General features: G+C 71.5%; 18 protein-coding genes and 1 tRNA gene. 5 read left to right on the plus strand and 14 right to left on the minus strand.

Translation table 11 applies throughout. The annotated features are described in order from the left end of the window. The first annotated feature begins 5 nt into the window (after positions 1–5). From ACFVS9_RS01025 to ACFVS9_RS01040, 4 genes are all read left to right on the plus strand, one after another. On the plus strand, positions 6–929 hold the full coding sequence (locus ACFVS9_RS01025) for a carbohydrate ABC transporter permease (RefSeq protein WP_389929272.1): 924 nt from the start codon (positions 6–8) through the stop codon (positions 927–929). 185 nt (positions 930–1,114) lie between these two features. After that, positions 1,115–2,572 carry a GH1 family beta-glucosidase gene (locus tag ACFVS9_RS01030; RefSeq protein ID WP_383114546.1) on the plus strand — a complete coding sequence of 486 codons (1,458 nt, stop codon included), beginning with the start codon at positions 1,115–1,117 and terminating at the stop codon, positions 2,570–2,572. Positions 2,573–2,823: 251 nt separating this feature from the next. Next, positions 2,824–3,870, plus strand: coding sequence for a LacI family DNA-binding transcriptional regulator (locus ACFVS9_RS01035; protein ID WP_383114545.1), 1,047 nt, complete (start codon positions 2,824–2,826; stop codon positions 3,868–3,870). Positions 3,871–4,060: 190 nt separating this feature from the next. Then, positions 4,061–6,061: a TerD family protein gene (locus ACFVS9_RS01040; protein WP_389929275.1), complete on the plus strand. Its 2,001-nt coding sequence runs from the start codon at positions 4,061–4,063 to the stop codon at positions 6,059–6,061. A gap of 500 nt (positions 6,062–6,561) precedes the next feature. Here the strand turns inward: ACFVS9_RS01040 and ACFVS9_RS01045 are convergent. From ACFVS9_RS01045 to ACFVS9_RS01055, 3 genes are all read right to left on the minus strand, one after another. Beyond that, positions 6,562–6,634, minus strand: a tRNA-His gene (locus ACFVS9_RS01045). Between the two features lie 126 nt (positions 6,635–6,760). Further along, complete coding sequence (gene orn / locus ACFVS9_RS01050; protein ID WP_383114543.1) at positions 6,761–7,366, minus strand: oligoribonuclease; 606 nt, start codon at positions 7,364–7,366, stop codon at positions 6,761–6,763. 10 nt (positions 7,367–7,376) lie between these two features. Then, entirely contained in the window at positions 7,377–8,609 is a 1,233-nt protein-coding gene (locus tag ACFVS9_RS01055; protein WP_389929277.1) for a helix-turn-helix domain-containing protein, read from the minus strand. Positions 8,610–9,441: 832 nt separating this feature from the next. On the opposite strand from ACFVS9_RS01055, the gene ACFVS9_RS01060 reads away from it, so the two are divergent. Beyond that, complete coding sequence (locus tag ACFVS9_RS01060; RefSeq protein ID WP_383114559.1) at positions 9,442–9,963, plus strand: universal stress protein; 522 nt, start codon at positions 9,442–9,444, stop codon at positions 9,961–9,963. A 96-nt stretch (positions 9,964–10,059) separates the two neighbouring features. Here the strand turns inward: ACFVS9_RS01060 and glmS are convergent, their stop codons facing one another. From glmS to ACFVS9_RS01115, 11 genes are all read right to left on the minus strand, one after another. Next, positions 10,060–11,889 (minus strand): glutamine--fructose-6-phosphate transaminase (isomerizing), encoded by a 1,830-nt coding sequence (gene glmS, locus ACFVS9_RS01065; protein WP_383114541.1) that lies wholly within the window; start codon positions 11,887–11,889, stop codon positions 10,060–10,062. A 55-nt stretch (positions 11,890–11,944) separates the two neighbouring features. Further along, positions 11,945–12,220 (minus strand): hypothetical protein, encoded by a 276-nt coding sequence (locus tag ACFVS9_RS01070; protein ID WP_383114540.1) that lies wholly within the window; start codon positions 12,218–12,220, stop codon positions 11,945–11,947. A gap of 146 nt (positions 12,221–12,366) precedes the next feature. Then, on the minus strand, positions 12,367–14,151 hold the full coding sequence (locus ACFVS9_RS01075; RefSeq protein ID WP_389929280.1) for an IucA/IucC family protein: 1,785 nt from the start codon (positions 14,149–14,151) through the stop codon (positions 12,367–12,369). Further along, positions 14,148–14,723 (minus strand): GNAT family N-acetyltransferase, encoded by a 576-nt coding sequence (locus ACFVS9_RS01080; RefSeq protein ID WP_389929282.1) that lies wholly within the window; start codon positions 14,721–14,723, stop codon positions 14,148–14,150. The genes ACFVS9_RS01075 and ACFVS9_RS01080 overlap by 4 nt, the downstream gene beginning before the upstream one ends. Beyond that, positions 14,720–16,003 (minus strand): lysine N(6)-hydroxylase/L-ornithine N(5)-oxygenase family protein, encoded by a 1,284-nt coding sequence (locus ACFVS9_RS01085; protein WP_383114537.1) that lies wholly within the window; start codon positions 16,001–16,003, stop codon positions 14,720–14,722. The genes ACFVS9_RS01080 and ACFVS9_RS01085 overlap by 4 nt, the downstream gene beginning before the upstream one ends. Then, on the minus strand, positions 15,987–17,435 hold the full coding sequence (locus tag ACFVS9_RS01090) for a pyridoxal phosphate-dependent decarboxylase family protein (protein ID WP_389929284.1): 1,449 nt from the start codon (positions 17,433–17,435) through the stop codon (positions 15,987–15,989). Before ACFVS9_RS01090 ends, ACFVS9_RS01085 begins: the two co-directional genes overlap by 17 nt. A gap of 160 nt (positions 17,436–17,595) precedes the next feature. Next, positions 17,596–17,892, minus strand: coding sequence for an SIP domain-containing protein (locus ACFVS9_RS01095; protein ID WP_389929285.1), 297 nt, complete (start codon positions 17,890–17,892; stop codon positions 17,596–17,598). A gap of 34 nt (positions 17,893–17,926) precedes the next feature. Further along, positions 17,927–18,952, minus strand: coding sequence for an ABC transporter substrate-binding protein (locus tag ACFVS9_RS01100; protein ID WP_389929287.1), 1,026 nt, complete (start codon positions 18,950–18,952; stop codon positions 17,927–17,929). Between the two features lie 245 nt (positions 18,953–19,197). After that, positions 19,198–20,364, minus strand: a complete 1,167-nt coding sequence (locus ACFVS9_RS01105; protein WP_389929289.1) for an acyl-CoA dehydrogenase family protein — start codon at positions 20,362–20,364, stop codon at positions 19,198–19,200. A 7-nt stretch (positions 20,365–20,371) separates the two neighbouring features. Beyond that, entirely contained in the window at positions 20,372–21,322 is a 951-nt protein-coding gene (locus ACFVS9_RS01110; RefSeq protein WP_389929291.1) for a hydroxymethylglutaryl-CoA lyase, read from the minus strand. After that, the gene (locus ACFVS9_RS01115; protein ID WP_383114531.1) at positions 21,319–23,367 is read right to left on the minus strand and encodes a biotin carboxylase N-terminal domain-containing protein; all 2,049 of its coding nucleotides are present in this window, start codon (positions 23,365–23,367) and stop codon (positions 21,319–21,321) included. Before ACFVS9_RS01115 ends, ACFVS9_RS01110 begins: the two co-directional genes overlap by 4 nt. Positions 23,368–23,372: the final 5 nt, after the last annotated feature.

The raw sequence follows: 23,372 nt of genomic DNA on the forward strand, positions 1-23,372 counted from the left end.
TATCCATGACCACCACCAGCCCCATCACCGCCCCGGACCACCGCCGCGCCCCCAGGGCCGCCGTCCGTGACGAGCCTCCGCGCCGGCGCCGCTTCAAGCCCGGGGCCGGCCGCCAGCACCACGCGGGCCCCTTCGCCTACTTCGCGCTCGTCGTCGTCGGCCTCGGCTCGCTGTTCCCGCTGTACTGGACGCTCGTGGCCGCGTCCCGCACCCAGGACGAGGTGCTGGACACCACGCCGCCCCTCGTCCCGGGCGGCAACCTCTTCAACAACCTCGAGGCGGCCTGGGAACAGGCCAACCTCGGCAAGGCCATCGTCAACACGGTCATCGTCTCCGCCAGCATCACCGCGGCGACCCTGTTCTTCTGCACCCTGGCCGGCTACGCCTTCGCCAAGATGCGCTTCAAGGGCCGCGGAGTGCTGATGACGGCGGTCATCGCCACGCTGACCATCCCCCCGCAGCTCAGCGTCGTACCGCTGTTCATGATGATGTCGGACATCGGCTGGGGCGGTCAGCTGGAGTCGGTGATCTTCCCGACCCTGGTGAGCGCGTTCGGCGTGTTCTTCATGCGGCAGTACCTGCTGGAGGCACTGCCGTACGAGCTCATCGAGGCGGGCCGGATGGACGGCGCCAACAACCTGCGCATCGTGTGGAGCATCGTGCTCCCGGTCGCCCGACCGGCCATGATGGTGCTCGGTATGCTTACCTTCGTCCAGGCATGGAACGACTTCTTCTGGCCGTACCTCGCGCTGAATCAGCAGAACCCCACGCTCCAGGTGGCCCTCGGCCAGCTGAGCGCGTCCTACGTGCCCGACCAGAGCATCGTCATGGCGGGCGCGCTGATCAGCACCCTGCCCCTGCTCGTCGTCTTCGTGATCTTCGGCAAGCAGATCGTCGGGGGGATCATGTCCGGCGCCGTCAAGGGCTGACCCCGCCCGCCGTCACGTCCCGGCCCCACCCGGCCGGCGCTCGACCTCCCGGTCCGACCCCGGCCCGTTCCGTCCCGGTCCGGCCACCGGCCGCACCGTACGGCCTGTACCTGAACGCAGGCCGTACGGGGCCGGGGCCCCCGCACTTCCTGTCCCTGTCCCTCCACCCATGGGAGCGCTCCCGCATGACTGCCGTACGACCCGACACCACCCCGACGCAGGCGCCCGGGGCGCAGTTCCCCACGGGCTTCATCTGGGGCGCGGCGACCGCCTCCTACCAGGTCGAGGGCGCCGCCGCCGAGGACGGCCGCACGCCGTCCATCTGGGACACCTTCAGCCGGACGCCCGGCAAGGTCCGCAACGGCGACACCGGCGACATCGCCGCCGACCACTACCACCGCTACCGCGACGACGTCGCCCTCATGAAGCAGCTCGGGCTGAAGGCGTACCGCTTCTCCGTCTCCTGGTCCCGGGTCCAGCCCACCGGCCGTGGCCCGGCCGTCGAGCGCGGCCTGGACTTCTACCGCAAGCTCGTCGACGAACTGCTGGACGCCGGCATCATGCCCGTCGCCACCCTCTACCACTGGGACCTGCCCCAGGAGCTGGAGGACGCCGGCGGCTGGCCCGAGCGCGTGACCGTCGACCGCTTCGCCGACTACGCCGCGATCGTCTCCGGCGCACTCGGTGACCGCGTCGGCATGTGGACCACCCTCAACGAGCCGTGGTGCTCGGCCTACCTCGGTTACGGCTCCGGCGTGCACGCCCCCGGACGCACCGAGCCCGCAGCGGCGCTGCAGGCGGCCCATCACCTCAACCTCGCCCATGGCCGGGCGATCGAGGTTCTGCGCGCCCAACTCCCCGCTGCTGCGCAGACCTCGGTCACCCTCAATCTCCACCAGGTCCGCCCGCTCACCGGCAGCGAGGCCGACGCGGACGCCGCCCGCCGCATCGACGCCGTCGGCAACCGCGTCTTCACCGGCCCGATGCTGCGGGGTGAGTACCCCGAGGACCTGATCACCGACACCTCGCACCTGGTGGACTGGTCGAAGCTGGTCAAGGACGGCGACCTCGCCACCATCTCCCGCCCGGTGGACGCCCTCGGCATCAACTACTACACCCCGACGCTGGTCTCCAGCCCGGCGGAAGGGGCCGTCTACGCGCGCAGCGACGCCCACGGCGCCAGCGACCACTCGCCGTGGCCCGGCTCCGAGCACGTCGCCTTCCACCTCCCCGAGGGGAAGGAACGCACCGCGATGGACTGGTCGATCGACCCCGACGGGCTCTACAACCTCCTCATGGACACCCACCGGGACCACCCCGGCCTCCCGCTCATGGTCACCGAGAACGGCGCGGCCTTCGACGACTACGTCTCGCCCGAGGGCAAGGTGGAGGACCCCGAGCGCGTCGCCTACCTCCACGGCCACCTCGACGCCGTCCAGCGCGCCGTGGCCGACGGCGCGGACGTCCGCGGCTACTTCCTCTGGTCGCTGATGGACAACTTCGAGTGGGCGTACGGCTATTCGAAGCGCTTCGGCGCGGTGTACGTCGACTACGCCTCCCAGCGCCGCATCCCCAAGGCGAGCGCCCACTGGTACTCCGACGTGATCCGCCGCCACGCCCTGCCCCCGGTCGGCACCGTCTGACACCGGCCAGGACGGACAGCGGGACCCGGCGCACCGCCGGGTCCCGCTTCCGTGTGTCCGGCCCCCGCCGCGACCCCGCCCACCGGCCCGCCTTACGTGTTCGTCATCCGGACCCCGTACGCTTGGGAGCGCTCCCAAGAGTTGTGGCGCCGTAAAGGACCGCTGGGTCCGCACGAGTGTCAAGGGATCGGACGGCGGGACTTGGTTTGGCCAACCCGCTGTGAGAAATTGACCGCGAACGGGAGGCAGCCATGGCGGCAGCGCGAGTACGGAGTGGCGGGCGGCCCACGCTCGAAGAGGTAGCGGCCCGGGCCGGAGTGGGGCGGGGCACGGCCTCGCGCGTCATCAACGGCTCGCCGCGGGTCAGCGCGCAGACCAGGGAGGCCGTCGAGGCGGCCGTCGCCGAGCTGGGATACGTGCCCAACCGCGCGGCCCGGGCGCTCGCGGGCAACCGCACCGACGCCATCGCCCTCGTCGTGCCCGAGTCCGAGACCCGGTTCTTCGCCGAGCCGTACTTCTCCGACATCGTGCGCGGTGTCGGGGCGGCCCTCGCCGACACCGAGATGCAGCTGCTGCTGACCCTGGCGGGTAACGACCGGGAGCGCCGCCGGCTGGCCCAGTACCTGACCGCGCACCGCGTGGACGGGGTGCTCCTGGTCTCGGTCCACGCCGACGACCCGCTGCCGGACCTCCTCGAACAGCTCGGCATGCCCGCCGTGATCAGCGGCCGCAGGCACGCGGCGGAGACGCTGCCCTCCGTCGACTCCGACAACTTCGAGGGTGCCCGCGCGGCCGTCGACCACTTCATATCGCGAGGCCGCCGCTCCATCGCGACGATCACCGGCCGCCTCGACGTCTACGGCGCCCAGCGCCGCCTCGACGGCTACCGCAAGGCCATCGCGGCCGCCGGCCTCGACCCCGACGAACGGCTCATCGCACCCGCCGACTTCAGCGAGGAGGGCGGTGCCCGCGCGATGCGCGAGCTGCTGGAGCGCCGTCCCGACGTGGACGCCGTCTTCGCCGCGTCCGACGTGATGGCGGCCGGCGCCCGCCAGGTCCTGCGCGAGTCCGGCCGCCGCATCCCGGACGACGTGGCCCTGATCGGCTTCGACGACTCCGCGGTGGCGCGGCACATGGACCCGCCCCTGACGAGCGTGCGCCAGCCGATCGAGGAGATGGGCCGCACCATGACCCGTGTCCTGATCCAGGAGATCGCGAACCGTTCGGCGGGCGACACCACGCGGGAGCGCCCCAGGATCGTGCTGCCCACCGAACTGGTGGTGCGGGAGTCGTCCTGAGAGATCCGGACGCGTCCGGATTTCACGCGTCGAGCAAAGGCTTTCACAACTCCTCCACGATTGGAGCCGGCGGCGGTTACAGTTCCCCCGAGTACGACGCACGCGTGATGTGCCTCACAGCCACGCCTGCGTCACGCGACGAGCTGCCGTGGCCGTGATCTGGCCCGGCAGCGTTTTTTCCGGGGGCCGCATGCAGAAGATGACCAAGGGCGCCAACGTCGGGCTGGCCGCGCTCAGCGAGAACGTCAGCTCGGTGGTGATGAGCCTGGGCTGGAGCAGTCCGACCGGGGAGGGTGACGCGGACGTCTCGGTGCTCCTGCTCGACGAGAACGGCAAGGTGGGCTCCGACGCCGACTTCTGCTTCTACAACAACCCGATCGCGGGCGACGGCAGCGTGCAGCTGCTCGGGAAGACACCGACCGCCGACGGCGACGAGGACCGCATCAGCTTCGACCTGGACGCCGTGCCGGCGCGGGTCCAGCAGATCATCGTCGCGGCGAGCCGGTACGGAGGGGCCCGGTTCGGGGAGCTGGACGACCTCCACCTGACGCTCGCCGACAGTTCGGGCGACAGCCTCGTCCAGTTCTCCGTCGAGGACGCCGGCGCGGTGAGCGCCTTCATCTTCGGGGAGCTCTACCGGCGCGGTGGCGCGTGGAAGTTCCGGGCCGTCGGACAGGGGTACGAGTCCGGACTGGCGGGCCTGGCGACGGACTTCGGGGTCGACATCGACGACGACGCCGAGGACGAGGACGCGGCGGGGGACCCGGAGACCGGGGCCGGGGCGCCGGGGGCGGCGGAGCCGTCCGCGACTCCCGGGACGATCCCGGCCCCACGGTCGCCGCAGCCCGTGCGGGCAGCGCCCGCCGGGGCGGGGGAGCGGCCCGTGGAGGAGGGGCCACCGCGCAGCCGGCCCCGTACGGCCAGGAAGAAGGTCACTCTTCCCAGGACCGTGAAGAAGGCCCTTGCCGAGAACGACTCCTGGCGGACCGCCAGGCTGTTCCCGCTCTCCGCGCTCAGGAACGACCGCGAGCGGGAGACGCGGGCCACCTCGGTGCTGCTGTCCGTGATGGCCCAGGTGCCGGAGTTCGGCCGGCGGCTCACCGCCGGGTTCGGCGCGCCCGCGGGCCGGATGGAGACGTTCACCGAGGTGTCCCTGCCGCACGGCGAGTCCCCCCGGCGCCCCGACGGCGTCATCAGGGTCGAGCGGGCGGGCAAGCTGTGGACCGCGCTGGTCGAGACGAAGACGAACGGCAACGCGCTCCGGCAGGAGCAGGTGCAGGCCTACATGGGCATCGCCGCCCGGCGCGGTTACGAGGCCGTCATCACCCTGTCCAACGACGTCGCGCTCGAAGGCAGTCCCCTCGTCGACGTCAGGATCGACGGCCGCCGCAAGCACAAGGTCGCGCTCTGGCACCTGTCCTGGGCCGAAGTCGCCCACCAGGCCCAGATGCTGATCCGGCACGAGGGGGTGGGCACGGCCGCGCACGCGTGGCTGCTCCAGGAGCTGCTGTACTACCTCCAGCACGAGCACTCGGGCTGTCACGGCTTCCAGAACATGGGCTCGGCGTGGGTGCCGGTGCGGAAGGGGATCGACGACGAAACCCTCTGCCAGGGCGATCCGCGGGCCATGGAGGTCATCGAGAACTGGGAACGGCTGGTCCGCCAGGTCTGCCTGCGGCTCGGCGGCGAGCTGGGCCGCAAGGTGCTCCCCGTCCAGCGCGCCAGGAGGGGGTCCGACCCCCGGGCCCGCCGTGCCGACCTCGCCGACCAGCTCTGCTCCGACGGCAGGCTGCACGCGGAACTCCGCATCGAGGGCACCCCGGGAATCCTGGCGATGACCGCGGACCTGCGGACGGGCAGACTCCGCACCTCGATCGAGGTCCCCACGCCCGAGCAGGGCTACCCGCTCAGCAGGGCGAAGCGGCTCATCCGCCGGCTGGAGACCGCCCCCGCGGATCTGCACATCGAGACCCTGGTCGACGGGGACGGCGCCGGCCCCCGGGGAACACTGGAACGCCTGCGCCCCGAGCCCGCGGACCTGCTCCCCAAGGACGGCGCGGAGATGGTGGGCTTCCGGCTCTCCCTGTTCAAGAGCATGGGCAACGGCCGCGGCAGCGCCGAGTCGGGGTTCATCCGCAGCGTCGACGACGCCGTGGACCGCTTCCACGCCGGTGTGATCGCGCAGCTGTAGGCCGGGGGCCCGCCCGGTGAGGGGGCGGCCCTGCCGCGTCGGGGGAATGCGCGGCAGGGCCGTCAGGTCGCCTGCCCGGCGCGGGCCGCCCCATGCCGCGTGAACCGCTCTGTGGCACGGCTCACGCGAGGCGCCGGACGGACCGCACCCGGGGGCCCGGCCCGCCGCCGCGCCGCCGGTGCGCCCCGCCTCCGTGCCGGCCGCGTCCCCGGCGGGCAGCGGGCCTCGCACGGGCACCGCGCGGCGGGCCCGATGACCGCGCCCGGGCCCCGGAGCCACCCCCCGCGGGCCGCGCCACCGATCGCGTACGCGTGGAACGGGACCCCGCCCGCTGCCGCACCGCGGGGGAGGCCGGGGCGCGCTCCCAGGAGCGCCGCCCGGGACCGCACCGAACGAGCGCCCGGCACTCCTCGGCCCTGTTCCCGCCGGGTTCCCGGGGTACGGGACGGGACACGACGAAGGCCCGACCTGTTCTCACAGGTCGGGCCTTCATCACTGAGGGTGAGTAACGGGACTTGAACCCGCGACATCCTGGACCACAACCAGGTGCTCTGCCAGCTGAGCTATACCCACCATGTCGCCCGGTCGTTTTCCTGACCGGCCGAGAAAAAGTGTACAGGGTCCGAGCGGGTGCTCGCGCCAGAGTTGTCCGGGCCCGGTGCACGGGCCCCGGAGGGCCCGTGACCAGCGGTGGTACGTCTACTGTCCGGCGGCCGGCGCGTGACGTGCCGCGATCTCCTTGGCACGGGCCGAGTCCGGACCGGGCTGCGGCACGAAGACCGCGTCCCGGTAGTACCGCAGCTCCGTGATGGAGTCGCGGATGTCGGCCAGCGCACGGTGGTTGCCGTTCTTGTCCGGACTGTTGAAGTACGCCCTCGGGTACCAGCGGCGCGCCAGCTCCTTGACCGAGGACACATCGACGATCCGGTAGTGGAGGTAGCCCTCCAGCGACGGCATGTCCCGCGCCAGGAAGCCCCGGTCCGTGCCGACCGAGTTCCCGCAGAGCGGGGCCTTGCCCGGCTCCTTCACGTGCTCGCGGATGTACGCCAGGACGCGCTCCTCCGCGTCGGCCAGGGTCGTGCCCCCGGCCAGCTCGTCGAGGAGGCCCGAGGCGGTGTGCATCTGCCGCACCACCTCGGGCATCGTCTCCAGGGCCGCGTCCGGAGGGCGGATCACGATGTCCACCCCTTCACCGAGCACGTTCAGTTCCGAGTCGGTGACCAGTGCGGCCACCTCGATGAGTGCGTCGTCCGTCAGCGAGAGCCCGGTCATCTCGCAGTCGATCCACACCATGCGGTCGTTCATGGACTCCACCCTACGGGGCGCTGCGCTGCCCCGGCAGGGTCGGGCGGCCGGGAACATACGCGTCCCCGCCCGGTCCGATCCGGTCCGCCGCCGCGCCCGGAGCGGCCCCGGCGGTGACCGGGGACGGGCCGGGTGCGGACGCCGGCGCGGGCCGCCGGCTCGACGCCGTGCCCTGGACGGGCACCGACGTCTCGATCGCCGGGGCGACGCTCTCCAGCCCCCCGCCCTGCGGACGGCGGGCCCGGTAGGCGGCCCGGTACGCGGCGGGCGAGGACCCCAGCTGGCGGCGGAAGTGCCCGCGCAGCGCCACCGGCGAGCGGAAGCCGCAGCGGCCCGCGACCTCGTCCACCGAGTAGTCGGAGGTCTCCAGCAGCCGCTGCGCCTGGAGGACGCGCTGGGTGATGAGCCACTGGAGCGGTGCGCTGCCCGTCAGCGAACGGAACCTGCGGTCGAAGGTCCGCCTGCTCATGTAGGCGCGCGCCGCCAGCGTCTCCACGTCGAACTGCTCGTGGAGGTGCTCCAGCGCCCAGGCCACGACCTCGGCGAGCGGGTCGGAGCCGATCTCCTCAGGTAAAGACCTGTCGAGGTAGCGCTCCTGGCCGCCACTGCGCCGCGGCGGCACGACGAGCCGGCGGGCCAGGGCCCCGGCCGCCTCGGTGCCGTGGTCGGTACGGACTATGTGGAGGCACAGATCGATTCCGGCCGCAGTCCCGGCCGAGGTGAGCACGTCGCCGTCGTCGACGAACAGCTCACGCGGATCGACGTGCACCGACGGATAGCGCTTGGCCAGCGTCGGTGCGTACATCCAGTGGGTGGTGGCCGGGCGGCCGTCCAGCAGGCCGGCCGCGGCGAGGACGAAGGCCCCCGTGCAGAGGCCGACGATGCGGGCACCCTCCTCGTGGGCGCGGCGCAGCGCGTCCAGTGCCTCTGCGGGCGGCGGGGAGGTGATGGACCGCCAGGCGGGCACCACGACGGTGCCGGCCCTGCTGATCGCCTCCAGGCCGTACGGCGCGCTGAGTTCGAGTCCGCCGGTGGTGCGCAGCGGTCCTTCCTCGCCCCCGCAGACCAGCAGGCGGTAGCGCGGAACGCCCGCGTCCTGCCGGTCGATTCCGAAAACTGAGAGCGGAATGGAGCTCTCGAAGATAGGGCCGCCACTGAACAGCAGTACGGCTACGACTTCCCTGCGTCGCCGTCCGCTCAGCTTCCGTGCGGCCTCCGTCGCGGTGGCGGAGTCCTGGCTCATGACGCTAAGCCCCCCTCGGTGTTCGCGTCTTTCTGGTCCCTACGGGCCTGTCGCTCCTGCACGTTTCCCCTCGGTCTGCACGCGTCCCCAGTCCTCGACACTCAAGATCGAATCTACTGCGTCCCGTGGTCCCGACGTGACACGTTCCCCCACCGGCACTATGTCGACAAGGCAACTTGGCGCGAAGCGTTCGATCACGAAGGGTTTCACTCGCGAGCCCCTCAGGGAAGGGCGCGTCGCGATCATGGCCCGTCCCCATAGGGTCAAAGCGTACCGCGCGGTCTATTCCTGCCTGGTGGCACGTGGGTTGGGCGGCTATGAGACCAAGTGAAGAGGGGGGAGGTGAAGTTGGCTGAAAACCGATGGTTGCGTGCGCGTATTCCAGTCATGCGACCGGCGTACGCCCCCTGGCCTCAGAAGCCTCGACGCGCCTCAGAGGCCTCTCGGGGCCCTCTCGGCTCCCGAGATGAACGATGCGCGGTTGCGCGATGGCGTGGCGTGACGGTCCGGTCCGCGGCGGCGGGTGGCGGATCCGGCCGTCCCGCCCGGCCCGCCGCGGAGGCCGGCCGGAGGGGTGACCGGAACCCTTCGGAGGGTCCACGAGCTGGATGTACGACGCAACCGGCATTGCCATACCGGGGCGTTCTCCGGCATGCTCCCTCCAACGCCGCATGCGCTGTGCGAGGGCTGGGCAGTGGAGGAGTGGCGCCGTACCCTTGGGGGTAGGGGCTTGGGAAGATGTTTCCCGGACACAGCTTCACCGCATGCAGGTACACCTGGTACACCTCCAAACCGCTCCCTCCTCATGAGGACTCTCTTCGCCGAGACACCGATGGCCGGTCACGAAATCCCTGAACCCGCAGACCGCAAGCAGGTAGCCGACCCCGGGTCGGAACCGCAGACGGTCGGAGAGTCGCGCCCTTCCTGCGATCCCGCCTTCCGGCATGGTGTCGTGGTCGGCTTCGACGGCTCCATGTCCAGCGAGCGTGCCCTCGCGTACGCCATCGGAATGGCGAGCAGGCACAGCTCCGGACTGATCATCGTCCATGTGGCCAACCGCCTCCCGACCACGGTGTGGGCGGGCTGCGAGCCGCCCGTCTTCGTGGACGTGCCCGACCACCGGACCGAGGTCCTCGGCCTGGAGCTGGCGTGCGCGGACTATCTCACCGAAGTGCCCTGGGTGCTCGTCGAGCGGGGCGGCGACATCTGCCACGAGCTGGAGGAGGTCGGCCGGGAGTACTCGGCCGACGCGATCGTCGTCGGCTCGACGCACGGCATCGTGGGCCGGATCTTCGGATCCGTGGCCGGCCGGCTCGCGCGCCGCGCCCAGCGCCCGGTCATCGTGATCCCCTGAGACGCCCCCGGCGAGTTCTCCCACCCTGCGCGGAAAGGCCCCTGACGTCCCGTCAGGGGCCTTCGTGCGCCGCTCCCCGGTGGGGCGGGGCGGTGACTACTCGACGGTGACCGACTTCGCCAGGTTGCGCGGCTTGTCGATGTCGCGGCCCATGGCCAGCGCCGTGTGGTAGGCGAGGAGCTGGAGCGGGATGCCCATCAGGATCGGGTCCAGCTCGTTCTCGTTCTTCGGGACGACGATGGTGTGGTCGGCCTTCTCCTGCTCGCGGTGGGCGACCGCCAGGATGCGTCCGCTGCGGGCCTTGATCTCCTCCAGCGCCGCGCGGTTCTTCTCCAGCAGGTCGTCGTCCGGGACGATCGCGACCGTGGGCAGCGCGGGCTCGATGAGCGCGAGCGGGCCGTGCTTCAGCTCGGAGGCGGGGTAGGCCTCCGCGTGGATGTAGGAGATCTCCTTGAGCTTCAGGGAGGCCTCCAGCGCGACGGGGTACCCCCGCACGCGGCCGATGAACATCATCGACTGGGCGCCCGCGTACTCCTCGGCGAGCTTCTTGATCTCGTCCTCCGACTCGAGGATGCGGCCGATCTGCTCGGGCAGCTTGCGCAGGCCCTCGATGATCCGCTTGCCGTCGGAGACGGACAGGTCGCGGATGCGGCCCAGGTGCAGCGCGAGCAGCGCGAAGGCGACGACCGTGTTGGTGAAGCACTTGGTGGAGACGACGCAGACCTCGGGGCCGGCGTGGACGTACATCCCGCCGTCCGCCTCGCGGGCGATGGCCGAGCCGACGACGTTCACGACGCCCAGGACGCGGGCGCCCTTGCGCTTGAGCTCCTGGACGGCGGCGAGCACGTCGTAGGTCTCACCGGACTGGGAGACGGCGACGTACAGCGTGTCGGGGTCCACGACCGGGTTGCGGTAGCGGAACTCGGACGCGGGCTCCGCGTCGGCGGGGATGCGGGCCAGCTCCTCGATGAGCCCGGCGCCGATCATGCCCGCGTGGTACGAGGTGCCGCAGCCCAGGATCTTGATCCGGCGGACCCCGCGGGCCTCGCGGGCGTCCAGGTTCAGGCCGCCCAGGTGCACGGTGGAGAAGCGGTCGTCGATGCGGCCGCGCAGCACGCGGTCCACGGCGTCGGCCTGCTCGGAGATCTCCTTGTGCATGTAGGTGTCGTGGCCGCCCATGTCGTAGGACTCGGCCTCCCACTCCACCGTGGTGGGCGTGGACGTCGTGGTCGAGCCCTCGGTGGTGTACGTGCGGAAGTCGTCGGCCTTCAGGGTGGCCATCTCGCCGTCGTCGAGGGTGACGATCTGACGGGTGTGCGCGACCAGGGCGGCCACGTCGGAGGCGACGAACATCTCCTTCTCGCCGATGCCGAGCACCACGGGGGAGCCGTTGCGGGCGACGACGATGCGGTCGTTGAAGTCGGCGTGCAGGACGGCGATGCCGTACGTGCCCTCGACGGACTTCAGCGCCTCGCGGACCTTCTCCTCCAGGGTGGAGGCCTGGGCCCGGGCGATGAGGTGGACCAGCACCTCGGTGTCGGTCTCGGAGAGGAAGACGACCCCGTCGGCGACGAGCTTCGCGCGGATCTCGGAGGCGTTGTCGATGATGCCGTTGTGGACGACGGCGACCTTGCTCTCGGCGTCCAGGTGCGGGTGCGCGTTCTCGTCGCTCGGGGCGCCGTGGGTGGCCCAGCGGGTGTGCGCGATGCCGGTGGTGCCGGCGAACCGCTTCGGGACACGGGCCTCCAGCTCGCGGACGCGGCCCTTGGCCTTGACCATCTTCAGGGCGCCGGGCCTGCCCGCCGGTGCCTTGCCGGTGATGACGATGCCCGCGGAGTCGTACCCCCGGTACTCCAGCCGCTGCAGGCCCTCCAGCAGCAGCGGGGCGACGTCACGCTTCCCGATGTAACCGACGATTCCGCACATGGACTCTCTGCCCCTCCATCGACGTACACAATTGCGGTGCCCGGCCGCGTCCCGCTCAGCCGTAGACGATGCGGCGCAGCTGGCGGAGCGAGAGCTCCTGCGGCGCCACCGCGCGGTGCGGCAGCTCGGCCGCGATCCGTTCGAAGATCTCCGTGTTCACCAGACCGCCGGCCTGCAGTTCGCGGTGGCGGCGGCGGACGAACGCCTCGGTCGTCTCGTCGAAGTACGCCAGCACGTCGAGGATCACCCTGGCGGCCTCGCCGCGCTGGAGCGCGGTGGAGCGTACGAGGTGGTCGATCAGGTCGTCATGCGTCTGGCGGCGTTCGAGCACTCGTCGATATTGCGCGGATCGGAGTCGCTACGCAAGAAATCTGCCCGAAATCGGGCAGAAATCTCACCTAGAGGGGTCTGTATGCCAGAAATGTGCCTTAGGTTCTCATCCGGCCCCGCCCGGAAGGGCGGGGCCGGACGCCGGCCTCAGTACCCGGCGATGGGGTTCCGCAGCGTGCCGGTCAGCTGGAGCGCGCCCGCCGGGTCCTCCAGGTCGACCATCTGCCGGTTGTTCCGCAGTTGCAGCCGGTTCAGGCAGGACAGCGCGAACTCCTCCGTGAACATGTCGTACCGCTCGAACTTCTCCGCGAGGTACGGCACCGAGTCCTGGTAGCCCCTCACGCACGCGGCGACCGTCCGCCAGAAGGTCTCCTCGTCCACGGCCCCCTCCGTGGCCAGACCGGCCCCCAGGAAGCGGAGGAAGCAGTCGAAGACGTCGGTGAGCACCGACAGCAGCTTCATGTCCTCGGGGACGTCGGCGCGGATCCGCTCGACCTGGGGCGGCAGCACCGCGTCCGGGTCCATGACCGCGATCTCCTCGGCGATGTCCTTGAAGACCGTCCGGCGCACGACGCCGTCCCCGACGACCAGGATCACGTTCTCCCCGTGCGGCATGAACACCAGGTCGTACGCGTAGAAGCTGTGCAGCACCGGCACCAGGTACGCGTCCAGGTAGCGCCGCAGCCAGTCGGCCGGGTCCAGCCCCGACTCGGCGATCAGCGCGCCCGCCACCGTGCGGCCCGCGCCGTCGGTGTGGAGCAGCGAGGCCATGGTGGCGAGCCGCTCGCCGTCGGCCAGGGCGGGGACCGGGCTCTCCCGCCAGAGCGCGGCCAGCATCTTCCGGTAGGGGGAGCCCTTGGCGGTCGCCGCCTCGTAGGCCCGGTGGTGGTATCCGACCGCGGCCCGTTCCCGGATGACCGAGAACCCGGTGCCCGCCAGCAGTCCGTCGCGCTCGATCAGGGCGGCCAGCCAGTCGTTGATCGCGGGGGTCGCCTCCATGTACGCGGCCGAGAGCCCCCGCGTGAAGCCCATGTTCAGCACGGACAGCGCCGTCTTGACGTAGTGCTTCTCCGGGTGGCCGGTGTTGAAGAAGGTCCGGATCGACTGCTGCGCGAGATAGGTGTCGTCGCCCTCGCCCAGGCAGACCAGGTGCCGCCGCGCCACCTCGCCGGCGAAGGTGACGGCGAGCTTGTTCCACCACTGCCAGGGGTGGACCGGGATCAGCAGGTAGTCGTCCAGGTCGAGCCCCAGGTCCTTCATCGTCGCGGCGAACCCGGCGAGGGTGTCCTCGCCGAGTTCCCCGGTGACGAGGGTGGGGTAGTCCAGCCCGGCACCCGCCGTGAAGGTGGCGCGATCGCGCCGGGCCGCCAGCCAGACCAGCCGGATTCCGGTCGCGGCCTCGGGCGCGTAGGCACGGTATTCGCCCGCTCCGAAGCCGAGCCGCCCGTTGTTGGCGACAAAGCAGGGGTGACCCTCGGTCACTCCGGTCTCGATCGCCTGGAAACCGGCCACGGCGAGCTGGGCCGAGGTGGTCGGTTCCTTGGTCAGTTTGTACGCGGTTCCGGCCAGGGTGGAGGAGATCTCCTCCAGGTACAGGGGAAGCACCTCCGCCGACAGGCCCAGGGTCGAACGGAGCTCGATGAAGAACTCCAGCCCGTCCAGAGGGAGTTCGGTGCCGTGCCGGTGGCGGGTGAGGGAAGCGGCGTCCACCTGCCAGTGGTCCAGCGCGAAGCGGCGGGCGGCGAAGCGGTACTCGACCGCCCCGTCGTCGCCCAGGACGCGGTAGCGGCCGTCGCCGAGCGGGGTGGGGGTCAGCAGCCGTTCGTGGGAGAACTCGGCGAGCGCCTTGCGGATCAGCAGCCGCTCCGCGGCGGCCCAGTGCCCGGGGGTCAGGTGGTCCACGGCGGCTGCGGTGGCGTGGTGCGTGGTCATCGGTCGGCTCCCGTGGTCGCGGCCTCGAACTGCTCGCGGGTGCAGGCGCTGAGCAGGGCTTGTTTCTCCGGCTTGGTGATCTCCCCGATCACCTCGAAACCGACGGACTCGTTCAGCGTGTGCACGGCGAAGTGGGCGACGTCGGGTTCGACGACGACCCTGCGCACCCGCGGATCGGCGAACAGCTCCGTCATGACGGCGTCGAGCACCGCGCGGGTGAAGCCGTGCACGGGGATCTCGGGCGGGGCGACCAGGAAGTGCATCCCGATGTCGCCGGGCTCCGCCTCGTACAGCCCCTTGAGCTCGACCTCGGTGGGGTCGTAGCGCTCCATCAGGAAGGCGGGGCGCTCCTCGTGCAGACCGATGAAGGCGTCGTGGTGCGGGTGGGCGGCTATCGCCATGTACTCCCGCTCGACGTCCTCCAGCCGGGCGTCGCCCATCATCCAGTAGGCGGACCTGGGGTGGGTGACCCACGCGTGGACCAGTTCGGCGTCCGACCTGCGGCCCTTCCGGCCTGGGGTGGGGTCCATGGGGCGCAGGGAGAAGCCCCCGGGCGGTTTCGTGCGGGTCATGCCGCGAACTCCTGGAAGGTGACGGACTTCTCGACGGGGTAGTACGCGCGGCCGAGCAGCTCGGCGATGATGTACGCGTTGCGGTAGGCGCCCATGCCCAGGTCGGGCGAGGTGACGGAGTGGGTGTGCACCCCGGCGTTCTGGAGGAATATCCCGCGCCCCGTGGTGTCGATGCTGTAGTTGCGGGCCACGTCGAAACGGCCCCGGGAGTCGAACCTGATCCGGTCGGTCACCGGCTCCAGGAAGGCCGGCGCGGCATAGCGGTAGCCGGTCGCGAGGATCAGGCCCTCGCTGTCCAGCTCGTAGTCCCGGCCCTGCTCCTCCTGGCGCAGACCGAGCGTGTACGTGCCGGTCGACTCCTCGTAACGCGCGCTCGTCAGCGCGGAGTTGGTGAGCAGCCGGGTGGGGACGGGGCCCGGCAGGCTCTTCCGGTAGAGCAGGTCGAAGATCGAGTCGACCAGCGCGCCGTCGATGCCCTTGAAGAGGCCCTTCTGCGCGGACTCCAGCCGGTAGCGGGTGTCCTCGGGCAGGGCGTGGAAGTAGTCCACGTAGTCCGGCGAGGTCATTTCGAGCGTGAGCTTGGTGTACTCCAGCGGGAAGAAGCGCGGGGACCGCGTCACCCAGTTCAGCCGGTAGCCGTGCGCGTCGATCCCGGAGAGCAGGTCGTGGTAGATCTCCGCCGCGCTCTGCCCGCTGCCCACCAGGGTGATGGACTTCTTGGCCTGTAGCGCCGCCCTCCCGCGCAGGTAACGGGAGTTGTGCAGGAAGTCGCCGCCCAGGCCCCGGCAGGCCTCCGGGATGTGCGGCGGGGTGCCGGTGCCCAGCACGAGGTGACGGGCACGGAACGTGCTGCCGGCGGTGCGGACGGTGTACAGGCCGTCACCCTCGTCGTACGTAACCGACTGTACGGTTTGGTTGAAACGGATACAGCCCAATTGCGCCGCGGCCCACCGGCAGTAGTCGTCGTACTCGGTGCGCAGCGGGTAGAAGTTCTCCCGGATGTAGAACGGGTAGAGCCTGCCCCTCGCCTTCAGGTAGTTCAGGAAGGAGTACGGGGAGGTGGGGTCGGCCATCGTCACCAGGTCGGACATGAACGGCGTCTGGAGATGGGCCCCTTCGAGGAACATCCCCGAGTGCCACTCGAAGTCCGGCTTGGACTCCAGGAACACCCCGTTCAGCTCCTCGACCGGCTCGGTCAGACAGGCCAGTCCGAGGTTGAACGGGCCGAGCCCGATCCCGACGAAGTCGTACGGGGCGGGGGACTCAGGAAGCGCGGTCAAGGGACCCTCCCAGGTACTGCTCGGCGTGGCCGGCGATCAGATCGAGGACGGCGGTGATGTCGGCCGCGGTCGTCCCGGGGTTCAGCAGGGTGAACTTCAGGTACTGGCTGCCGCCGACCTCCGTGCCGGCGACCACGGCCTCCCCGGAGGCGAAGAGGGCCTTGCGGGCGTACAGGTTGGCCCGGTCGAGGTCGGCGGGGGTCCTGGCGTCCCCGGGCACGTAGCGGAACACCAGGGTGGACAGCACCGGCTCCACGACGACGTCGAAGCGAGGGTCGGCGGCCAGCAGCCGCCAGCCCTCGGCGGCCAGGTCGCACACCTCGTCGAACAGCTCGCCCACGCCGTCCGCGCCCATGGTGCGCAGTGTCATCCAGAGCTTGAGCGCGTCGAACCTGCGGGTGGTCTGGAGGGACTTGTCCACCTGGTTGGGGATGCGCTCCTCGACGGCGCGCTCCGGATTGAGGTACTCCGCGTGGTACGTCGCGTGCCGCAGCGTGGACCGGTCCCGGACCAGCAGGGCCGATGAACTCACGGGCTGGAAGAAGGACTTGTGGTAGTCCACGGTGACCGAGTCGGCCCGTTCGATGCCGTCGACGAGGCCGCGGCGGGTGGGGGAGGCGAGCAGTCCGCAGCCGTAGGCGGCGTCGACGTGCATCCAGGTGGCGTACCGCTCGCAGAGGGCGGCGATCTCGGGCAGCGGGTCGATGGAGCCGAAGTCCGTGGTGCCCGCCGTGGCGACGACCGCCATCGGTACGGTGCCCTCGGCCTCGCAGCGTCCGAGGGCCGCCGCGAGCGCGGCCGGCCGCATGCGCTTCTCGCGGTCGACGGGGACGGACACGACGGAGTCAGGGCCCAGGCCGAGCAGCCCGGCGGACTTCCGGACGCTGAAGTGGCTGCACTCGGAGGTGAGGATCCGCAGCCGGGTGAACCGTTCCGGGCGGACCTTGGCCTCCTCGCGGGCCAGCAGCAGTGCCTGGAGGTTGGACTGGGTGCCGCCGCTGGTGAAGACGCCGTCGGCGGCGGGGCCGAGTCCCGCGCGGGCCGCCGTCCAGTCGATCAGCCGGCGCTCGATCAGCGTGCCGCCCGCGCTCTGGTCCCAGGTGTCCAGGGAGGAGTTGACGGCGGAGAGCACGGCCTCCCCGACCACCGCGGGGATGACCACGGGGCAGTTGAGGTGGGCGAGGTAGCGGGGGTGGTGGAAGTACACGGCGTCGCGGAGGTAGACCTCGTCGAGCTCGTCCAGCGCGGCGGCCGTGTCGCCGAGCGGCCGGTCGAGGTCGACGGCGTCGATGACGGGGGAGAGCCCGTCGGCGTCCGTTCCGCTGAACGGCTTCCGGGTGGAGGCGAGTCTGGCCGCGACCTGTTCGACTCCCGCGGTGACCGCGCGGCGGTAGTCCTCCGCCGTCGTGTGGTTGAGCAGGTGGGAACGCATGAGGGGGGCCTCCCGGGTGGGGATGTCGTCGCGGCCCTCCGTGCAGGGAGAAGGGGGCGAGGGCCGGACGTTTAAGTTAGGTAAGCCTAACCTAACAAAAGGTGGGCCGTTCGCCCCCGTGGGGAACCGTCACAGGAACCCCGCGCGGCGCACCGTCGCGCTACGCGGCCGTCCTCGCCGCCTCCTCCCTCGGCTGTTCCTCGCTCGGCCCGCGCCGCCGGTAGCCGGCGAAGGTGACCCGCCCGCGGTCGATCAGCCTTTTCCGGACGAAGTGGCGGCGCGGCGCCCTGACTTCGGACGACTCGCCGGCGATCCGGACGTACGGGGCGCCCTCGGGCAGCTCGGCGGCGCGTACGGCGTCCACGGCGGAGGGTGCCCCCTCGGCCCGTACGGGCCAGGTCGGTCGCGCGTCCGCCTCGGTGCGGATCGCCGGCCGGTCCTGGGGGGCGTCCGGCACCGGCCCGTGGGGCGTCCGGCACCGGGCCCGGGGGTCAGCCGGTCTTCCTGGCCTTCTCGATCGCCTCGGCGAGGGCGTCGAGGACGGGCGCGCACTTGTCGTAGGAGTAGACGGGCTCCGTCGTGCGCGGGATGACCTGGCCGGCCTGCACGGCGGGCAGTCCGGCCCAGGTGGGCTTCGAGGTCAGGGCGTCGGGCTGGAGGGCCGAGGAGCGGTTGTCCATCATGATGATGTCGGCGTCGTACGTGTCGACGTTCTCCCAGCTCAGCTCCTCGAAGAAGCCGGCGGAGTTGACCTTCGGCTCGACGAACCGCACGCCGAGCTCCTGGAAGTACAGGGTGTCGGCGGACATCTTGGCGAGCGAGACGTAGAACAGGTCCTGGCTGGCCGAGCCGATCAGGACCCGGATGTCCGGCTTGGACCTGGCGGCGGCGCGCAGCCGCGCCGCGGCCTTCTCGAAGGCGGCCTTGGCGTCGGTGACCTTCTTCGCCCCGACGTCGGCGCCGAGGGACGCGGCGAGGTCCTCGTGGCGCTGGATCGCCTTCGGGACCGTGGTCTGCGCCGCCCACAGGGCGACGCTCGGGGCCAGCGCGAGGATCTTGTCCTTGGACTGGTCCGGCACGTACCAGAGCGCGTCCTTCTCCCACATGGCGGTGACGAGGAGGTCGGGCGCGAGAGCGGCGTACTTCTCGACGTTGAACTCGCCCCAGACGTTGCCGAGCACCTCGACCGTGCCGACGTCGAGGTCGCCGGCCTGTACGTCGGCCTTGCCGTCGGACGTCCTCGTGGGGCCGAAGACGCCCTTCACCTCGACGCCGTAGTCGTGGAGGGCGGCGGCGACGCCGACGAACGCGACGATGCTCTTCGGTGTGGAGGGGGCCTCGGCCGTCCGGCCGCGGTCGTCCTCGAAGGACCAGGGGCCGGACTTCCCCGCGCCCGGAGCGGAGGCGGAACCCTTCTCGTCGCCGCCGCACGCCGCGAGGGCCGCACCCAGACCGAGGGCGCCACCCGCGGCCAGCAGGCCGCGGCGGGAGAGTGAACTGGTCCGGAGGTTGGGCATGTCTGTCTGCTTTCGTACGCGCCCCGAGGCGCCCGCTGACGATTCGAAGGAAGGGTAGCCTAACCTCACATGTCGCGAGCGGAGAAGGCGAAGAGAGCGGAGAGAGCCGGAGGGGAGCGGCCCCTCCGTCGCCGGCGCACGGCGAAAGCCGCCTTCCCGTCGCCGGGAAGACGGCTTTCCACAGGCCGCCCCGGGGCGGGCCGGTGTGCGCGCGGACCGGCGCACCCGACCCCCGTGCCGGTCCGTCAGGCGGTCATGCCCAGCTCCCGGGCGATCAGCATCCGCTGCACCTCGCTCGTCCCCTCGCCGATCTCCAGGATCTTGGAGTCGCGCCACATGCGGGCCACCGGGTACTCGTTCATGAAGCCGTAGCCGCCGTGGATCTGCGTCGCGTCGCGGGCGTTGTCCACCGCCACCGTCGAGGAGTACAGCTTCGCGATGGCCGCCTCCTTCTTGAACGGCTCACCCGCCACGAGCCGTGAGGCCGCGTCGCGCCAGCCGATCCGGGCCATGTGCGCGCGCGTCTCCATGTCCGCGATCTTGAACTGGATGGCCTGGTTGGCACCGATCGGCTTCCCGAAGGCGTGCCGCTCCCTCGCGTACTTCAGGGACTCGTCGACACAGCCCTGCGCCAGGCCGGTGGAGAGCGCCGAGATGGCGATCCGGCCCTCGTCCAGGATCCGCAGGAACTGCGCGTACCCGCGGCCCTCCTCCCCCAGCAGGTTGGCCGCCGGGACGCGGACGTCGGAGAAGGACAGCTCACGGGTGTCCGACGCGTTCCACCCGACCTTGGAGTACGGGGCGGCCACCGTGAAGCCGGGGGTGCCGGACGGGACGATGATCGCGGAGATGAGCGGGGCGCCGTTCTCCTTGCGGCCGGTGACCGCCGTCACCGTGACCAGCTCCGTGATGTCCGTACCGGAGTTGGTGATGAAGCACTTGGAGCCGTTGATCACCCACTCGCCCGCCGCCTCGTCCAGCACGGCCGTCGTCCGCGTGCCGCCCGCGTCCGAGCCGCCGTCCGGCTCCGTCAGCCCGAACGCGCCGAGCGCCTCGCCCGCGCAGAGCTTCGGCAGCCACCGGCGCTTCTGCTCCTCGGTCCCGAAGCGGTGGACCGGCATGGCGCCGAGCGAGACCCCGGCCTCCAGCGTGATCGCCACGGACGAGTCGACCCGGGCCAGCTCCTCCAGGGCGATCCCGAGGGCGAGGTAGTCGCCGCCCATGCCGCCGTACTCCTCGGGGAACGGCAGGCCGAACAGGCCCATCCGCCCCATCTCCCGCACGATCTCGTAGGGGAACTCGTGGCGCTCGTAGAAGTCACCGATCTTCGGGGCGATCACATCGTGTGCGAACTCCTCGACGGTGCGGCGCAGTTCCTCGTGTTCGGCGGTCAGCCGATGGTCAAGGGACATGGGTGCTTCACTCCTTGTGGGACAGCGCGCGGACGGTACGGGACGGGCTCGGGCGGCCCAGCTGTTCGGCCATCCACACGCTTGTGGCGGTGAGCGCGCCGAGATCGACCCCGGTGTGCACACCGAGGCCGTCGAGCATCCACACGAGGTCCTCGGTGGCGAGGTTTCCGGTGGCGCTCTTCGCGTAGGGACAGCCGCCGAGGCCGCCCGCCGAGGCGTCCACCGTCGTCACCCCGTGCTGGAGCGCGGCCAGGGTGTTGGAGAGCGCCTGCCCGTACGTGTCGTGGAAGTGCACCCCGATCGTGCCGGTGGGCACACCCGCCTCGTTCAGCCGGGACAGCAGCTCCCGCACATGACCCGGCGTGGCGACGCCGATCGTGTCACCGAGCGAGAGCTCGTCGCAGCCGAGGTCCCTCAGCGCCTTCGCGACCCGGACGACCTGCGCGACGGGCACGGCGCCCTCCCACGGGTCGCCGAAGCACATCGACAGATAGCCGCGCACATGGACCCCGGCGCCCTTGGCCCTGGCCACGACCGGCTCGAACATCGCGAGCGACCCGTCCACCGTGCGGTTGAGGTTGCGGGCGGCGAACGTCTCGGTCGCCGAGCCGAACACGGCGATCCGGCGGGCACCGAGGGCGAGCGCCCGGTCCAGGCCCCGCTCGTTCGGCACGAGGACGGGGAGCGCCACGTCCCCGACGTCGGCGATCTCGCCGAGCATCGGGAACAGCTCCTCGGCGTCGGCCAGTTGGGGCACCCACTTCGGGTGCACGAAGCTGGTCGCCTCGATCGTGGAGAGCCCCGCCTCCGCGAGCCGGCGGACGAACTCCGCCTTCACCCCGGTCGGCACGACGGACTTCTCGTTCTGCAGCCCGTCACGGGCACCGACCTCGTGGACGCGGACCCGCTCCGGGAGCCCCTGCGCGGGCACCGTCATGGGCAGTGCGGCGGCGGTCATGATTCCTCCCTCGGGGCCACCACGGCCAGGATCTGGTCCATGGCGACCGTGGCACCGGGGGTGACGTCCAGCTCGGTCACCGTCCCGGCGTGCGGGGCGGAGATGACGTGCTCCATCTTCATCGCCTCCACGACCAGCAGGCTCTGGCCCGCCACGACGTCGTCCCCGACCGCCACCTTCACCACCGTCACCGTGCCGGGCATCGGTGCGGCCAGCGTGTCCGCGCCCGCACGGCCCGCGCCGACGAGCGACGCCTCGACCGGGTCGTGGTCCTGGACGTGCCAGGTGTCGCCGTCCCGCCCGAGCCAGACCCCGTCCGGTGCCGGGGCCCGGCTGAACGTGTGGGTCAGACCGTCGACCTCGACGACGACACGCCGCCCCGCCACCTCGACGAGCCGGGACCGCTCCGCGCCGGGCAGCGGCGGTACCGGGCCGCACGGGTCCGCCGTCCCCTCCCGGTCACCGGCGTGACCGAACGTCAGGGCCGCCGAGCCGTCCGCGCCCGCGCGCAGGCCCACCCGCACCGGCTCGTGGCCCGGCACGCGGAAGTGGTGGAAGGTCTCCGCCGGAGTGCCGCCCAGCCGCCAGCCGCTGGGCACCGAGAACGGGTCGACCCAGCCGGCGGCGGGCTCGGCGGGCTCCTGCCGCAGCAGCGCCGCCACCGCGTACACCTCCTCCGGCACCCCGTCGGGCACCAGACCGTCCGCCTCCCGCTCCACGAGGCCGGTGTCCAGCTCACCCGCGGCCACCGCCGGATGGGCCAGCAGCCGCCGCAGGAAGCCGACGTTCGTCGGTACGCCCAGCACCACCGTGTCCGCCAGCGCGGCCCGGAGCCGGCGCAGCGCCGTCGGCCGGTCGGGTCCGTACGCGATGACCTTCGACAGCATCGGGTCGTAGGTGCTCCCGACCGCCACGCCCTCGCTGAGCCCCGAGTCCGTCCGCAGCCCGCCGCCCTGCGGCTCGTGCAGGGCCAGCACCGTGCCGCCGGACGGCAGGAAGCCACGGGCCGGGTCCTCCGCGCAGACCCGGGCCTCGACGGCGTGCCCGGTGAGGGTGACGCCGGCCTGCCCGTACGGCAGCGGTTCGCCGGAGGCGACCCGCAGCTGCCACTCGACCAGGTCCAGGCCGGTGATCAGCTCGGTGACCGGGTGCTCGACCTGGAGGCGGGTGTTCATCTCCATGAAGTAGTACGAGGACGGGTCGCCGCCCGGGACGATGAACTCGACCGTCCCCGCGCCGACGTACCCGCAGGACCGGGCCGCCTGCGCGGCCGCCTCGCCCATGGCCGCGCGGGTCCGCTCGTCGAGCAGGACCGAGGGCGCCTCCTCGATGATCTTCTGGTGGCGGCGCTGGAGCGAGCACTCGCGCTCGCCGAGATGCACCACGTTGCCGTGCGTGTCGGCCAGGACCTGGATCTCGATGTGGCGCGGCCGGTCGATCCACCGCTCCACCAGGAGCGTGTCGTCGCCGAAGGAGGCGCGCGCCCCGCGCCGTGCCGCCGCGATCTCGTCGGCCAGCAGCGCCTCCTCGTGGACCAGCCGCATGCCCTTGCCGCCGCCGCCCGCCGACGGCTTCAGCAGGACGGGCATGCCGATCTCCCGTGCGGCCGCCTCCAGTCGGGCGTCGGTGAGCCCGCTCCCCGAGGAGCCGGGCACCACCGGGACGCCCGCCGCCGCGACGGTCTCCTTGGCGCGGATCTTGTCGCCCATCAGCGAGATCGCCGGAGCGGGCGGGCCGATGAAGACCAGTCCCGCCTCCGCGCAGGCCCGGGCGAAGCCCGCGTTCTCGGCGAGGAAGCCGTAGCCCGGGTGGACGGCCTCGGCGCCCGTGCGGCGGGCGGCGTCCAGCAGCCGCTCCACCGACAGATAGCTCTCGGCGGCGGCGGCGGGCCCGATCCGCACCGCCGTGTCCGCCTCCCGGACGTGCCGGGCGTCCGCGTCGGCGTCGCTGAAGACGGCGACCGACCGCACACCGAGCTCGCGCAGGGTCCGGATGACCCGGACCGCGATCTCGCCACGGTTGGCGACCAGAACAGTGCTGAACATGGAAG

Source organism: Streptomyces sp. NPDC058008 (assembly GCF_042886395.1).
GTDB lineage: Bacteria > Actinomycetota > Actinomycetes > Streptomycetales > Streptomycetaceae > Streptomyces.